The sequence below is a fragment of the Paenibacillus sp. FSL R10-2771 genome, assembly GCF_038000205.1.
Taxonomy (GTDB): Bacteria; Bacillota; Bacilli; order Paenibacillales; family Paenibacillaceae; genus Paenibacillus_AQ; species Paenibacillus_AQ phytohabitans.
The window spans coordinates 412568-428298 of record NZ_JBBOBM010000001.1; the positions used below are offsets into that span (position 1 = coordinate 412568).

Annotated in this window: 12 protein-coding genes; 11 read left to right on the forward strand and 1 reads right to left on the reverse strand. The window is 52.9% G+C overall.

Annotation, left to right across the window (positions count from 1 at the left end; genetic code table 11):
• Window positions 1-39 precede the first annotated feature (39 nt).
• A complete protein-coding gene (locus NSU14_RS01870; protein WP_042139863.1) occupies window positions 40-594 on the reverse strand; it encodes a GbsR/MarR family transcriptional regulator in 555 nt (184 codons plus the stop codon).
• Window positions 595-850: 256 nt separating this feature from the next.
• Between NSU14_RS01870 and NSU14_RS01875 the strand changes: the two genes are divergently transcribed.
• The 11 genes from NSU14_RS01875 (at window position 851) to NSU14_RS01925 (ending at window position 15731) form a co-directional block, all read left to right on the forward strand.
• The gene (locus NSU14_RS01875) at window positions 851-2050 is read left to right on the forward strand and encodes a quaternary amine ABC transporter ATP-binding protein (RefSeq protein WP_042139862.1); all 1200 of its coding nucleotides are present in this window, start codon (window positions 851-853) and stop codon (window positions 2048-2050) included.
• On the forward strand, window positions 2047-2883 hold the full coding sequence (locus NSU14_RS01880; protein ID WP_039305343.1) for an ABC transporter permease: 837 nt from the start codon (window positions 2047-2049) through the stop codon (window positions 2881-2883). Before NSU14_RS01875 ends, NSU14_RS01880 begins: the two co-directional genes overlap by 4 nt.
• Window positions 2884-2900: 17 nt before the next feature.
• Window positions 2901-3785 carry a glycine betaine ABC transporter substrate-binding protein gene (locus NSU14_RS01885; protein ID WP_256704063.1) on the forward strand — a complete coding sequence of 295 codons (885 nt, stop codon included), beginning with the start codon at window positions 2901-2903 and terminating at the stop codon, window positions 3783-3785.
• Between the two features lie 361 nt (window positions 3786-4146).
• On the forward strand, window positions 4147-4758 hold the full coding sequence (locus NSU14_RS01890; RefSeq protein WP_042139861.1) for a TVP38/TMEM64 family protein: 612 nt from the start codon (window positions 4147-4149) through the stop codon (window positions 4756-4758).
• 406 nt (window positions 4759-5164) lie between these two features.
• Window positions 5165-6427, forward strand: a complete 1263-nt coding sequence (gene yunB / locus NSU14_RS01895) for a sporulation protein YunB (RefSeq protein WP_340942417.1) — start codon at window positions 5165-5167, stop codon at window positions 6425-6427.
• Window positions 6428-7083: 656 nt separating this feature from the next.
• Entirely contained in the window at window positions 7084-8679 is a 1596-nt protein-coding gene (locus NSU14_RS01900) for a response regulator transcription factor (RefSeq protein WP_340942420.1), read from the forward strand.
• Complete coding sequence (locus tag NSU14_RS01905) at window positions 8676-10442, forward strand: sensor histidine kinase (RefSeq protein ID WP_336102038.1); 1767 nt, start codon at window positions 8676-8678, stop codon at window positions 10440-10442. The genes NSU14_RS01900 and NSU14_RS01905 overlap by 4 nt, the downstream gene beginning before the upstream one ends.
• A 128-nt stretch (window positions 10443-10570) precedes the next feature.
• Entirely contained in the window at window positions 10571-11974 is a 1404-nt protein-coding gene (locus tag NSU14_RS01910; RefSeq protein WP_340942424.1) for an ABC transporter substrate-binding protein, read from the forward strand.
• A 182-nt stretch (window positions 11975-12156) separates the two neighbouring features.
• On the forward strand, window positions 12157-13044 hold the full coding sequence (locus NSU14_RS01915) for a carbohydrate ABC transporter permease (RefSeq protein ID WP_039307163.1): 888 nt from the start codon (window positions 12157-12159) through the stop codon (window positions 13042-13044).
• 56 nt (window positions 13045-13100) lie between these two features.
• The gene (locus NSU14_RS01920) at window positions 13101-13871 is read left to right on the forward strand and encodes a carbohydrate ABC transporter permease (RefSeq protein WP_052770361.1); all 771 of its coding nucleotides are present in this window, start codon (window positions 13101-13103) and stop codon (window positions 13869-13871) included.
• An 18-nt stretch (window positions 13872-13889) separates the two neighbouring features.
• On the forward strand, window positions 13890-15731 hold the full coding sequence (locus tag NSU14_RS01925; RefSeq protein ID WP_340942426.1) for a glycoside hydrolase family 127 protein: 1842 nt from the start codon (window positions 13890-13892) through the stop codon (window positions 15729-15731).

Here is a 15731-nt window from a genome sequence, read left to right on the forward strand (position 1 = left end):
TTGCATTTGTACGGATAGGATTAACGTATATGGCTGATATTATTCTTTAGGGATCAATTCAAAAATCTTGCCGGTCTCCAGCGCTTCGATCAGCTTCAGCAGCCAGCGGTAATATTTGATCGCTTCCTCAATTTTGGCCTCATCGGTCAAAAGCAGACGTCCGATGTCCGGCTCGTCCGAATATTCTTGCTTCATCTGCTGGATCTCGGACAATGATTTGTTAAGTGCAGTCATATTACCCTCGACTGCTTTTCTCCATTTAATGGAGAAGTAGTCGCTGAAGTTCTGATGCCAGTCCGGGACCACCTCGAACAGATCCTTGCGGGTGCCTTTTCCCCAGACTTTATCGATCATCTTCAGATCCAGCAGCGTGCGCACACCGGTACTCATCGATGTCTTGCTCATACCCATAGTGCTGCTCAGTTCGTCCAGTGTAACCGGACCCTGATTGAAATACATGTAACCGTATAAATGCCCAATGGACAAGGTAATTCCGTACAAATCCATATTTTTACCGATGGAATCGATGACCCGCTCACGGACTTTGCTGATTCTCTCTATTTGTTCGGGCAGAAGCCCCTCTAAATCGTTCATGATGTCCCTCCTGAGGAATAGGCTGACAGGCAACAAACCTCTCCAATGTATTGTAATCAAATCCGCTGCTATAAGTAAAGAATTCATCTGGAACGGAATACGGCGTTAAACAGAGTATTCTATACGTAAAGTTCGTAAAGTTAAAACTGTATACTAAATTTTAAGCGAATATGCGCTTTGCGTCTCTTTTCACAAGTCCGTTACACTAGGTCAGGAGAACTAACCTGAAATATTAAGGGGAGAGAAGGAGGTCACCATGGCAATTATAGAGGTGAAACAGCTTACCAAAGTATTCGGTCATGATGCGGTACGGGCACTTCCATTATTAGAACAAGGCTGGTCCAAAGAGAAGATTGCCCGGGAAGCCAAGCTGACGGTTGGCGTGAATAAAGCCGAATTCAGCATTGAAGAAGGAGAAATATTTGTCATTATGGGATTGTCGGGCAGCGGTAAGTCCACGCTCGTCCGGTTATTGAACCGGCTGATTGAGCCCACTGGGGGCCAGGTATTGTTCAAGGGCAAGGACGTTGTCCAGATGAATCCGGAGCAGCTAAGAGAGTTCCGGCGCAAGAATATCGGCATGGTCTTTCAAAAGTTCGCGTTGTTCCCGCACCGCAGTGTGCTGGCCAATGCTGAATACGGACTGGAAGTGCAAGGTGTGGAGAAAAGCAAGCGAACCCGTCTTGCCATGGAGGCACTTGAGCTGGTCGGCCTTAAGGGCTGGGAGCATCACCGGCCGGATCAGCTGAGCGGCGGCATGCAGCAGCGTGTCGGTCTGGCCAGAGGGCTGGCCAATGATCCGGATATCCTGCTGATGGATGAGGCCTTCAGTGCGCTTGATCCGCTGATCCGCAAGGATATGCAGCAGGAGCTGCTGGAGCTGCAGGCCCGGGTGAAGAAGACCATTGTATTCATCACGCATGATCTCGATGAGGCGCTGCGGATTGGTGACCGGATTGCACTGATGAAGGACGGCGTCATTGTCCAGATCGGTTCGCCGGAAGAGATCCTCATTCAGCCTGCGAATAAATATGTAGAACGATTCGTTGAGGACGTCGACTTGTCCAAGGTGCTGACAGCCGCTCATGTCATGCGCCAGCCGGAGATGATCCGTCCGGAACGCGGACCCCGGGTAGCCCTGCAGCTTATGCGGGACAGCGGAGTATCCAGCCTGTATGTGGCGGATAATGAAATGAAGCTCCAAGGTGTAATTACAGCGGAGAATGCGGCACAGGCACTGAAAGAGAACCGGAGCATTCTGGAAGTCATGCAGCGGGAGATTCCCCGTGTACGGCCGGATACCCTGCTGAATGACCTGTTCGAGATGATGTCGGAGACGCATCTGCCGGTTGCCGTAGTAGACGAGGGTGACAAGCTGAAGGGCATTGTCATCAAGGGAGCCGTGCTGTCCGCACTTGCCGGTAATGCGGTTCCGGAAGGAGGGCTTGGTTCATGAATTTACCCAAAATACCGCTCGGAAAGGGCGTAGAATGGCTCGAAGACTGGCTGACAACTTATTTCGGCCCCTTCTTCGATCTCATTCATGCTGTGATCGGCGGAATGGTAAGCGGCATTGATGCGGCGCTAACATTCCTGCCCGCGATTGTGCTGACCATACTTATCGCCGCTCTGGCATATTGGATCGGCAAATGGCGGATGGCATTGTTCGCAGTGATCGGGCTGCTGCTGATTGATAATCTCGGATTATGGGACCCCTCAATGCAGTCGCTGGCCCTTGTGCTGACGGCTTCCTTGCTGGCTGTAATTATCGGGGTTCCGCTGGGCGTGCTCTGTGCGCAGAGCAAGACCTTCCAGAATATTGCTACGCCTATACTTGACTTTATGCAGACGATGCCGGCGTTCGTATATCTGCTGCCTGCGGTATCGTTCTTCTCTCTGGGTGTAGTGCCAGGGGTGATTGCTTCTATTATATTTGCTATCCCGCCAACCATCCGTCTAACGAACCTGGGTATCCGGCAGGTATCGCCGGAGCTGGTGGAGGCTGCGGATGCCTTCGGATCCACAGCAGGACAGAAGCTGTTCAAGCTGCAGCTGCCGATTGCCCTGCCGACTATTATGGCCGGTATTAACCAGACCATTATGCTGTCACTGTCGATGGTCGTAATCTCGTCCATGATCGGCGCCCAGGGTGTCGGAGCCTATGTGTACCGTGCGGTATCACAGGCCAAGACGGGGGCAGGCTTCGAAGCGGGGATTGCCATTGTTATTATTGCGATATTGCTGGACCGTCTGACCCAGAAGCTGTTCAAGCCCAAACAACAAGGATAGAGGAGTGTTTAATTCATATGAGTAAATTTAAATCGATGAAACTGAGCCAGCTTGGCTTGATTATGCTATTGATGATGGTTGTTGTTATTTCCGGATGCTCGTCCAAGGATAATTCTTCGGTGAAGCTGGCTTATGTAGCCTGGGATTCGGAAATTGCCAGCACGAACGTGGTTAAGGAAGTACTGGAATCGAAGCTTGGCGTTACGGTAGAAATGCTCCAGGTCGATGCCGGTCCAATGTGGGCAGGGATTGCTGACGGAAGTGCGGATGCGATGGTAGCCGCCTGGCTGCCGGGTACCCATGCTTCCTATCTGGAGAAATACGGCAATGATATCGTAGATGCCGGTGTGAATCTGGATGGAACGAAGACTGGACTTGCCGTTCCTGCTTATATGGATATCAATTCCATTGAGGATCTGAACAATGCGGAGGTTGCGGCTTCGCTGGATAACATGATTATCGGAATTGAACCGGGTGCCGGAATTATGACGGCTACTGAAGCGGCAATTGAAGCGTACGGATTAAGCGATTATACGCTGCTAGAGAGCTCTTCGGCGGCGATGGCACAGGAGCTGCAGAAAGCTTTTGACAACAATGAACCGATCGTAGTTACCGGCTGGACCCCGCACTGGATGTTCGCGAATATGGACCTGAAATATCTGGATGATCCCAAGAATGTATACGGCGGTGCTGAGCAGATCCATACTATGGTACGAAAAGGCCTGCAGGATGATATGCCCGATGTGTATCTGTTCCTAAGCCAATTCAAATGGACCGCAGACGATATGGCTCAGGTTATGGTCAAGATTCAAGGCGGACAATCGCCGGAGGAAGCGGCCAAAGATTGGGTCGATAACAATGAAGCCAAGGTGAATGAGTGGATTACCGGAGTGAATTTGTAGAGATTGTTCAGCGAATCAGCTATTTGGCAGAGAAGATCGATGTGTGCTATGATTGAAAGAACATAGGCTACAATTCTGTAACTTGTACGCTAACGACTGTTCTTTAGATGTACATATCATAAGCAAACTCATTCAACAAACACCCCGAGAGGGGTGTTTTTCTTGAAAAGATAAGAATGTATATGCTTCGCGTAATAAATGTTCCTTATCTTTCTCGCTGAAACGGTACCGTCCTTATTAAAGGACGGCAACGCCGTTTCCACTTGAGATTCACGAAACAAACGTTAATGAGCGATTCCCTTATGTTCAGTATGAAATCAGGAGACAGCTGCTGCAAGGAGTCAGGAAAGGGGAGAACTCCGTGACCGAGACCATTAATGCCTGGATCGACTGGCTGCTGCAGAGTCTTGGATTGAGCGGCCCTTCCATTCTATTCGCTACCGTTCCGCTGGCGGTACTGCAAAGTTTATTCGGATTTTTCCCACTAGCGATCCTGATTGTGCTTCACGTCTCTGTATTTAATGTTATTGGCGGGATGATTGTCAGCTGGCTGGCCTGTAATATTGGTGCGGTGCTCGTCTACTTCCTGTTCCGGCGCTATCTTTCGGAGTGGTTTGACCGGAAATGGGGATATAAGCTGAAGCGCTATGACAAATGGCAGATGTATCTGGACCGCTACGGCATCTGGACCCTGGTGCTGCTGCGTACGATTCCGATTGTGCCGAGCAATATTATCAATCTGATGTCGGCCGTTTCTCCGATTAAACCTGCTGCTTTTATCTGGGGGACGGTGCTTGGGAATCTGTCTTACATCTGGCTGTTTGGAACGATCAGCTCCTCGCTGATTGTCCCCCGGGAGGAGTGGAACGGATTCCTTACGTGGTATGCGGTGTTTATGGTAATTCTGATCGCTATTTTTGTCCGCCGTCACTGGGGGCATCTGCAGGAGGATAAGCGTAAGCGGATGGGGTAGGAGGCAATATAGATTAAACTTAAGATTTTAAGTAAAGAAGTATTCGTAACTGCGGTGAATATTTTGGACTTCCGGCCGCTGTTGTCTACAGATTTCTTGATTTGTACCGCCTTTAGCGGTAGAAATCCGTAGACAAAGGCGGACGCTTCCGCTCCTACAGTTCCAAAATTCCCCTCTGTCACTCCCTCCTCCAACTCAAATTCCAGTTCAATCTATATAAAGGATAAAAGGAAGTAGAAGCGTAGAGCAGTTCTTCGGTGTTACACCGGGAACTGCTCATTTTCGGTTAAAAAGGATAAGTGTCTTCACTGCTTTCCCACATTGTGGGGTTATTTTGCGTTCGTCCCGAATAGCCTATAGTACATGGGCGGCTTGACCGCAGGAATGTCGGGAGGGACTGCAAGGCATGGGCAGAATCAGAAAATGGGGGAACCGGCGGGCAGGCGTATCAATCTTCGGGCGTCTGCGTCTGCCGAGGTTCAGCTGGAGCGGGCTGCCGAGACCGGCCGGGCGCAGCCCGGCGTTCAAGGCCAAACCGTCGAAGGCAGTCTTCCGGCCGCCGGGTTCGGGAGCAAGATTCGCGGCGAAACCTTCAAGGTCCGGGGCGGGGGCATCAAGCCGGGGCGGTGTATTCGTGGCGAAGCCTTCTAGGTCGGGAATCCGGCCGGACAGGAAAGAAGCGGGTTATGAGACGGCTTCGCCCGGTGCGGGAGCAGGCGCTCCGGGCTACCGTGTCTGGCGCAAAGCCAGCCGGAGCGGGGGATTCAGCCTGTTCCGCGGCCGGGAGGGGAAGAAGCAGGAGGCCGTGGCCGGGAAAGGCCGGAAGCCGCGCCGCCGGGGCAGATTCTGGATCATCCTGAGTCTGCTGCTGATTCTGGCTGTGCTTCAGGGGCTGCGTTATGTGGAGCAGCATTTGAAGCCGCCGATCCTCCATCTGGCGCAGATCCGGGTGAAGCAAATCGCTACGGAATCCATTAACAAGGCGATTACTTCCCAGGTTGCGGACGGCGGGAACGCGGAAGCGCTGATTGACTGGAAGACGGATAAGAACGGCAAAATATCCGGGTTCATGCTCAACTATAAGGAGCATATGCGGATTACTTCACAGGCGGCCGAAGTCATCCAGTCCACGCTGCAGGAGCTGCATAACCAGACGGAGCATATTCCGCTGGGCCAGGCGCTGGGCAGTCCGCTGATTGCCTCATTTGGGCCGGATATTCCGATCAAAATCGAACCGCAGGGCGCGGTAAAGGTGGAACTGAACACGCGGCAGCAAAATGCCGGCATCAACATGATTCTCGTTGAAGTCTTTATTCATATTGTTACCGAGGTAGCGGTTGTCATTCCGTTTGATATGGAGCCGCAGATCGTGGACACAGAAATTCCTGTCTCCTACCTGATGGTTGTCGGCGATGTCCCGATGTACTATTACGACAATCAGGGCCAGCCTGTCGGCGAGAACGGCAGCAGCGCGCCGGGAATAGCTATTCCCGCACCTTCACTGAACACGGAGAAGAACGGAACTGGCGTAGACGGCACAGTACCTGATGAAAGCGGCTCAGGCGGAAATACGAACAGCGGAGAGAATAACACACCGGCCGGGAGCGGCAACTCTGCGCCTAGCACAAACGCCGGGAATGCCGGGGCCAATGCGGGCGGCGGAGAGTAATGGGATATAGATTGGTAGAACATATAAGTGGAAAAAATCCATCTGCTGTTGGCAGAATCTCTGATTCCGGTGACTTAGTTGGAAAAACGGCACTTAATTTCAGCCGGATTCGCTGACGGCGGGGATATAGACAGGATTAAGTGTCATAAATCCAATTAATTTCTGTAAGGCAAGCAAACTGGAAGGATTAAGTGGAGAAAATCCACTGCTTACGTTGAAGGGTCAGGGACAGCGATAATGCGGGCCTGCGGGCGTTTAAGTGAGAATAAAAAAGACTATAATTTGCAAGCAAGAGCCGCCAAAGAAATGGGCGGCTCTTCTGTATTTGCTCGGACAGGAACGTTAGCCTCTCTTAACGCGGCATAGAACAGTGAAAACATCGTACCAGATTGCTGTTTACGTATCAGGAACGTAGCCTCTCTTAACGTGGCATAGAAACGTGAAAACATCGTACCAGATTGCTGTTTACGTGACAGGAACGTTAGGCTCTCTTAACGCGGCATAGAAACAGCTTCTCTCCCGGACTCCGCGCACGCTCCCAATAATAGTCCACCAATCCAATATTAATGCACTATGAATAAGCCGGAACGGATTTTATAATAAGGGCAAAGATGCGGCTGATATGTAATTCAAACCAATTCGGGGGGCTGAGCATAGTGAGAATATTGATAGTGGATGATGAGCCCAGACATCTCAGAGGGATGGTCAATCTGATTGGGCGGCTGCGGCCGGAGGACCAGGTGGTGGCGGCGAAGGATGGCTTGTCGGCCATGGAACTGGTGAAAGCCCACGGCCCGGAAGCCATATTGACGGATATCCGCATGCCTGGCATGGATGGACTTGAATTTCTGGAACGGCTTAAGGTAGAAGGCATTAAAACCAGGGTTGTAATGGTATCCGCTTACAATCTGTTCGAGTATGCGCAGCAGGCGGTTCGTCACGGCGCTTTTGATTACCTGCTGAAGCCGGTGGAGATTGGGAAAATTGCGGAGGTCTTAAGCCGGATCGACCTTCAGCTGACAGCGGAACAGCAGCAGTACCGCGAAGAGGAAGAGCTGCAGCACCGCCTGAAGCTGGCTTCTTCCGCCTACCTGAGCCGGTTGATACTGTCCTGGCTGAACGGCAGTGCGGCCCCGGAGGAGCTGGAGGAGCTGAACCGTTATGAGTGGCTGCGGGAGAGCGGTGTGGCTGTGTATTCGGAGCTAAAGCACCGCCGGGACAGCGGGGAACAGCAGGACAGCGGCTCCTTCGTCCGCTCTCTGGAGCAGGCCTGGAGTCGGTGGGGAGAGGCCATAACCTTTCCCTTGAGCGGGATGATGGAGGACGGCGTTCAGGCGGCCGTGACCTTGATTACGCTGGAAACGCTTACCCAAGGCAAGCGGGAGGAGGCCCGCTACATCGCCCAGTCTTTGGCGGCTGAGTGGGTGCATGCGGGACAGCTTGTCCACGGGATTGGGCCGCAATGCCATTCCCTGCTTGCCGAAGCGCCGCGGTCGTATCTTGCAGCCAGGACGGCCAACAGCTACAATTTCTACGATTTCCGGCAGGGATTGCTTTTTGCGGATGAGCTTATTTCAACCCCCGGAGCTGGAGCTCCTGACTGGGGCAGGCTGTATGATGCTTTGAAAATGGACGATGCCGCCCTTGTTCAGGAGGTCTGCGCTGAGACCGTCTATCAGCTGGCGGACGCCGGACAGGCCAGTCCCATGCTGCTGAAGGAGCAGGCCTCGCTGATGCTGCTGCAGATCCGGAGTGACCATCAGGATATTCTGGACAAAAAGACGGGGCAGATGCTGACCGATACGGCCACGATGCTTATCCGTTCATGCCGTTCATATCAGGAATTAATGACCAAACTTAACCATGCGCTCCGGGAAGCGCATCTAGCCCTGGCCTTATCCAGACAGGATAAGAGTGAGGTGGTCATCGCGGAATGCCTGGGCTGGATACAGGGGCATACGAAAGAGAACCTTACCCTGGAACGGGCAGCCGAGCATTTCCACTTTAACCCCTCCTATTTCAGTACGCTGATCAAGAACAGGACGGGCAAAACCTTCTCCGAGCATGTGACGGCGGTCCGTATGAAGCGGGCTAAAGAGCTGCTTGCAGCGGAGCAGTTCAGAGTATACGAAATTTCCCTGGAATGCGGATTTCAGGATACGAAATATTTTTGCCGTGTATTCAAGAAATATCATGGCATGTCGCCAAAAGCTTATAAGCACGCACTTTCGCAAAGGAAACGGGAGGCATGAAGATTACCTTCCGTTACCGGTTGCTGGCAAGCTACATCCTGCTGATCGCGGTTCCCCTGCTCGTACTCGGGGCATTGTTCTATCGGACCAGCTTGAAGATTATCACGGAGCAGGCGCAGAAGAATGTGTATGAGATTGTCAAAAAAAATAACGAAGTCATGGACACGAAGCTGCGGATCGTGGACCAGAACAGCATGTCCTTATTTCTCGATAAGGATCTGTTCCGCATTTTCAGCCAGCTGGACCCCGCGAACCAAGTGGAGCTTTTTGCGGCGGACCGGCAGGTGACGGCAGTGCTCGGCAAAACCTTTTCCCAGAACCAGGATATCTATGCCTACCAGCTATGGACCTCATACTTTACCTTCGGGCAAACGCTGCCGCAAGGAGACCCGGTTCAATCGGATATATACGATCTGGCCCGGCAGGCAGGGGGGAAGCTGGTGTGGATTCCTACCTATGATTTCGTATCTATGTTCAACCAGCCTTATCTGCAGGACGGGAATCTGGAGTTCCGTTATTTGTTCTCGGCCACACGCGTGCTTGATTTCACGTATCTCAGCAATACGAAGCTGGAGAAAATGGATGCCGGGGTGGAACGCCCTGTACTTGCCATTAGCTTCAAATCCGAGGTGCTTAAATCCTTGTATGAGGACAGCATACCGGGAAGCTCGCGCTATATGGTGCTCGATCCGCATGATAAGGTGGTCGCCAGCAGTGAGCCGGGGGCTGTTGCGCAGACCTATAAGGAGGCGTGGCTGGACGAGCTGCAGCAGGAGAAAAGCGGGGCGCGGAGAATGACGCTGGACGGCGAGGCGGTGATCGTCTGCTTTGACCGCTCGGAGGTTACCGGCTGGATGTCTGTCGTGTGGATTCCGGAAGCAGGGCTGGTGAGCAGCTTTGTGCCGGTGATCCGCGCTTCCATTACTGTCATGGCCGTGGTGATGGGGATAGTGGCGCTTATCCTCGCTTTTTTCATTGCCGGTAAAATTACCAAACCGATCAAGCGGCTGTTAAGCGCGATGAGATCGGTGGGCGAAGGAGATTTCCAGACCCGCGTGGATGTGGTAAGCAACGATGAATTCGGCATTCTGACGCAGCGCTTTAACCGGATGAATGACCGGATCCATCTGCTCGTGACAGAGAATTACGAGACCAAGCTGAAGGAAAAGGAAGCCGAGATTCAGGCGCTGAACATGCAGATGCATCCGCATTTCCTGTACAATACCCTGAATGTGATGAACTGGACGGCGATTGAGAATGATCAGCAGGAGCTCAGCAAGATGCTTGTCTGCCTGTCCAATATGCTGCATTATACTTCGAGGAAGACATGGGGCGCCGTTCCTTTGTCCGAAGAAATGAACTGGATGAATAACTATTTCTATATTATGTCGATCCGGTTCGAGGACAAGTTCACTGTAGAGTATGATATGGACCCGCGGCTCTTCGAATACGATGTGCCACGGCTGCTGTTCCAGCCTTTTGTGGAAAATGCGATTCTGCATGGCTTCGATCAGACCGAATCGGGCGGCATCATCGGAATCCGCGGCTGGATTAACGGCAGAACCCGGCATTACGAGGTGGCCGACAACGGCCGTGGCATGAGCCAGGCGACTGTAAATGCGATTTTGCACCAGAAAGCATCTTCCGTGGGCATTAAGAATACCATTGACCGCATTCAGATGACCTATGGCGGCGAGTACGGAATCTCCATCTTCTCTTCTCCGGGAAAAGGCACCAAGGTGGCCATTACACTCCCGCTGTAAACCCAATCACAGTCCACCAATCCAAAGAGATTAGGGTTATGTAAGCGCTATCCTGTAATTTATAATAAAGGCATCATAGACTGCAGCTATGAACCCGTTGAACTTAGAAATCGAGAGGGGCTCGGAATATGTTGCTACCAAGAAAACCGGTCTTCATTACATTGGCTCTGATTCTGATGCTAGCCGCTGTGCTGTCTGCGTGCTCGAAGTCGGGTACAGCAAGCCCTGAGACTTCCACGCCTTCCGGGAATGCCGGATCGAAGGAGAACATTACGCTGCGGATGACTGTATGGGGATCACCGGAAGAAGTGGCTCCTTACAAAAAAGCCATCCAGAACTTCGAGGCCAAGCATACAAATGTCAAGGTTGAGCTTCAGCATATTGCCGCTGATTATGATACCAAGCTGACGACCATGGTTGCCGGAAATGATGTTCCGGATATCGCCATGATGGAATCGGGTACGATTGCCTTTCCGATGGCGGAGCAGGGCAAATTCTATAATCTCCAGGAATTTCTCGATACGGATGCCGACATCAGTCCGGATACGCTGGTTCCCAATATTACCTATTCACTGGAGCCGGGCAATGTAATTGGAATCGGACCGGGGCCGGAATCCTTCGGACTGTTCTACAATGAGGATATCTTCAAGGAAGCCGGCATTGAGCCTCCCCCGTCGAATGTGGCGGATGCCTGGACCTGGGATGAATTCGTCGAGGTCGCCAAGAAGCTGACTGTGGACACCAATGGCAAAACAGCAGCCGACCCGGACTTCGATCCCAAAAAAATTAAGCAATATGGCGCAAATCTCTCCACCTGGTGGGGGGTATACAGCAACTTTATCTATTCAAATGGCGGGGATTTCATCTCGGCGGATGGCAAGACCTTCGCGCTTAACCAGCCGGAAGCTGTTGAAGCCCTCCAGAAAATAGCCGATCTGATGAATGTGCACCACGTATCCCCTTCACCCGTGCAGTCGAAGAATATTCCGGCAACGAATGTAGCTCTCCAGACCAAGAAGGTAGCGATGACGGTGGACGGGCAATGGGCAAGCGCAGGCCTCGCCCAGTCGAAGTTCAACTTTAACGTCGGGGTCATGCCTGTAATGAAAGAGCCGGTAACCACCGTGGTCTGCGGCATGTTCTCGATCTTCAAATCCACCAAGCATCCGCAGGAGACCTGGGAGCTGCTGAAGGCGCTGCTCGATCCTGAAGCCTCCATTGATATGCTTACAGCCGGAACCTGGATGCCTTCTCCCAAGGACTGGTACACCGATCCGGCGCTGCTCGCCAAATGGACGGAGAATCTGGATGCCAGACCCTCCGGCTATAAAGAAGCCATCGTCGATGTAATCTTGACCAAAGGGCATCAGACGCCGACCGGCTATGTGAAGAATTTCAACAATATTATGGATCTGGTTAATCCTGCCCTGGATAAGGTATGGCTCGGCCAGCAAACCGCCCAGGAAGCGATGGACTCGATCGCCGTAAAGGCCCAGGCCCAAATTAAGGGACGCCGTGATATCAAGGAATAACCAACTGCGAAACTAGTAGCAGGGAGCGGCGTCCGATACCTCGTTCGCCGTTCTTTTTGCAAATATAAGAATTTATATGCTTACGCTTTAAATTATCCTTCTATTTCACGCTGAAACGGTACCGTCCGTCTAAAGGACGGCAAAGCCGTTTCTACTTGCGAAATTCGAGACTGGAGGCCGGTATGCGAAAGGGAATGTTCTATGGGCTGCTGTTCACCGCCCCCGCAATACTTGGGTTTGCCATTTTTACGCTGGGTCCCATGATCGCAAGCCTGGTGCTCAGCCTGACCAACTATAATGTGTTCAAGGATCAGACGTCTTTTGTCGGTCTGGATAATTTCGTGCGGCTGTTCTCAGGTGAGGATGAGCTGTTCTATAAATCGCTGGGAATCACCTTTTATTTCGTCGTGCTGCGCGTGCCTGCAGTTATTCTTATTTCCTTCGGCATCGCGCTTCTGCTCAATCTCAATGTAAAGGGAAGAGCCATCTTCCGTACGATTATCTATCTTCCGAGCATTGTTCCGGCGGTGGCCTCGGCCATGATCTGGATGTGGCTGCTCAATCCCGATCTGGGCCTCATCAATTCACTGCTCAGCCGGCTGCATCTGCCGACCAGCGACTGGCTGTACGGGGAGAGCAGTGTCATCCCGTCAGTGGTTCTTACCACGCTATGGGGCATCGGCAGCACGGTGATTATTTTTCTCGCCGGACTTTCCGGTATCCCCCGGCAGTATTACGAAGCGATTGAGGTGGATGGAGGCGGCTGGTTCCGCAAGCTGAGCCACGTGACAGTTCCGATGGTCACCCCCACGATTTTTTTCAATACGATCATGACGATTATCGGCTCCTTCCAGGTCTTCAACGAAGCTTATATTCTGACGCAGGGCGGACCGAACAACCGGAGTCTTTTCTATGTATTTTATTTGTGGAGAACGGGCTTCCGGGATGCTGAAATGGGATATGCGTCTGCGCTGGCCTGGATCTTGTTCATTATTATTCTGTTCTTTACCTTTATCGTCTTCAGAACCTCGAAATCATGGGTGTATTACGAAGGGGGGGACCGTGCTTGAGGCCATCGAAGCTATCACTTACCGCAAGCTACGGAGCGCTTATCCTGATCTCTGCCATGTTCGTCATTCCGTTTGTCTGGCTGATCCGCAGCTCGCTGATGAATTTGTCACAGATTTTCACTATGCCTCCCGAATGGATACCGAAGCCGTTTCAGTGGAGCAATTTTCATAAGGCGCTTACGGTGCTGCCGTTCGATGTTTTCTTCAAGAACACGCTGATCATCGTGGTTACGGTACTTGTGGGAACCGTAATTACCAGCAGCATCGGGGCCTTCGGATTCTCACGGATTCAGTGGAAGGGCCGGGATACGGTGTTTGCCATCCTGATGACCAGCATGATGCTGCCGGCGGCGGTCACGATTATCCCGAGCTTTCTCGGCTGGCAGCTGATGGGTCTATACGATACGCTGTATCCGCTGATTGTACCCGCTTATTTCGGCGGCGGAATCTTCAATATCTTCCTGCTCCGGCAATTCTATCTGACGATTCCGCGAGACTTTGATGAAGCGGCCTTTGTGGACGGGGCGAATTACTGGCAAATCTATACCCGGCTCATCTTTCCCTTAAGCCGTTCCGCGATCATCGTGGTTGCCTTATTCAGCTTTCTGGCCTCCTGGAACGATTTCATGGGCCCGCTGATTTACCTGAAAAGCGACAGTCTCTTTACTCTCGCTCTGGGTCTGCAAATGTTCCAGGGTACCTACACCGCGCAGTGGGATCTGCTGATGGCGGCCTCGGCCACCGTCGTTCTGCCCTGCGTCATTGTGTTTCTGGCCGGGCAGCGTTACTTTCTGGAGGGCATTACCTTAACAGGATTAAAAGGATAAAGGAGGCGGGGAACGGAAATGGCAGAGCAACAAGCGAAGCTGCATGCCTGGCAGGGTGTGTCTTTTACGAGTATAACCATTAATGATCATTTCTGGCGGCCGCGCCTGGAGGTGCTCCGGCAGACCACTCTGCCGGACTGCTTGTCCAAATGTGGGGATACCGGGCGCATCGATAACTTCACCAAGGCCGGGGGCCTGATGGAGGGGCATTACGAAGGCAAATATTATAATGACTCGGATGTCTACAAGGTGCTTGAAGGCATAGCCTATGCGCTGATGCACAGGCGGGATGCGGCGCTGGAAGCTGAAGCCGACCGGATTATCGGGCTGATATCGGCAGCGCAGGAAGCGGATGGATACCTTAGTGCTTACTTCACACTGGAGCATCCGCAGGGCAAATGGACGGATATGGAGAAGCATGAGATGTATAACGGCGGCCATTTGATTGAGGCGGCGGTTGCTTATTATGAAGCGACCGGCAAGCGCGGGCTGCTGGAGGTGGCCTGCCGTCTGGCCGATCATTATGATGAGGTGTTTGGCCCCGGCAAGCGGCACTGGGTGGAAGGGCATCAGGAGATCGAGCTGGCGCTGGTGAAGCTGTACCGCGTGACCAGGGCCGAGCGCTACTGGAAGCTTGCGCTGTGGCTGCTGGAGGAGCGCGGCCATGGCCATGGCACGGGCGCGATCTGGGACAATCCGGAATGGGGACCGGCCTATTGCCAGGATGATGTTCCTGTCCGTGAGATTAAGCAGGTGACCGGGCATGCTGTCCGTGCCATGTATATGTACACGGCAATGGCGGATATTGTCCATGCTTCAGGGGATTCCGCTTATGCGGAGGCGCTGCACCGGGTCTGGACCCACACGGTGGAGCGCAACATGTATGTAACGGGCGGCATTGGGCCGTCCAGGCATAATGAAGGCTTCACCTTTGATTATGACCTGCCCAATGAAACAGCCTATTGCGAGACCTGCGCCGCCATTGCCATGGTGTTCTGGAATCACCGGATGAACCTGACGTTCGGAGACGGCAAATACGCCGATGTGGTAGAGCGTGAACTGTACAACGGCGCCTTGTCCGGAATATCCCTGTCCGGGGATAAGTACTTCTATGTCAATCCGCTTGCTTCACAGGGCGGGCATCATCGTGTGCCCTGGTTCGAAACCTCCTGCTGTCCGACCAATCTGGCCCGTTTTCTGCCTTCCCTGGGCCAATACGTCTATGCTACTGCAGAAGAAGGCCTGGTGGTCAATCAGTACATGAACAGCGAGGCAGAGCTTGTGCTGGGCAGCGGACTGGGCGTCAGGCTGAAGCAAAGCACGTTGTATCCCTGGGATGGCCGGATCGAGCTTGAGGTGAACCCTGCAGCAAGTGCCGGCTTCAGTATCCGGCTGCGTGTGCCGGAATGGTGCAGGGGATACCGGCTGAAGGCTGGCGGCGTCAGCATCAGCGGGGCCGGAGCCTTGACGGATCAAGGGTATCTGGTGCTTAACCGGCATTGGTCGCCGGGAGATAGGGTTGTGCTTGAGCTGGATATGCCCGTGAATCTTGTGCGGGCCAAGCCTGAAGTGGAGGCGGACAGAGGGAGGGTTGCCGTTCAGCGGGGACCCGTGGTGTACTGTCTGGAGCAGACGGATCATCCCGGATTGTCCTATGATGCCTGCTCCATTCCGCCCCGGGCGAAGTTCCGGGTGGAACACCTGCCGGTGCTGCTGGGCGGGGTGACGGTGCTGCAGAGCCGGGATGAAGAGGGCAGACCGCTCCGGTTCATTCCCTATTACGCCTGGGACAACAGAGAATCCGGCTTCATGCAGGTCTGGATCCGGGAACAGGAAGAGAACGGACTATACAGCTGTTAA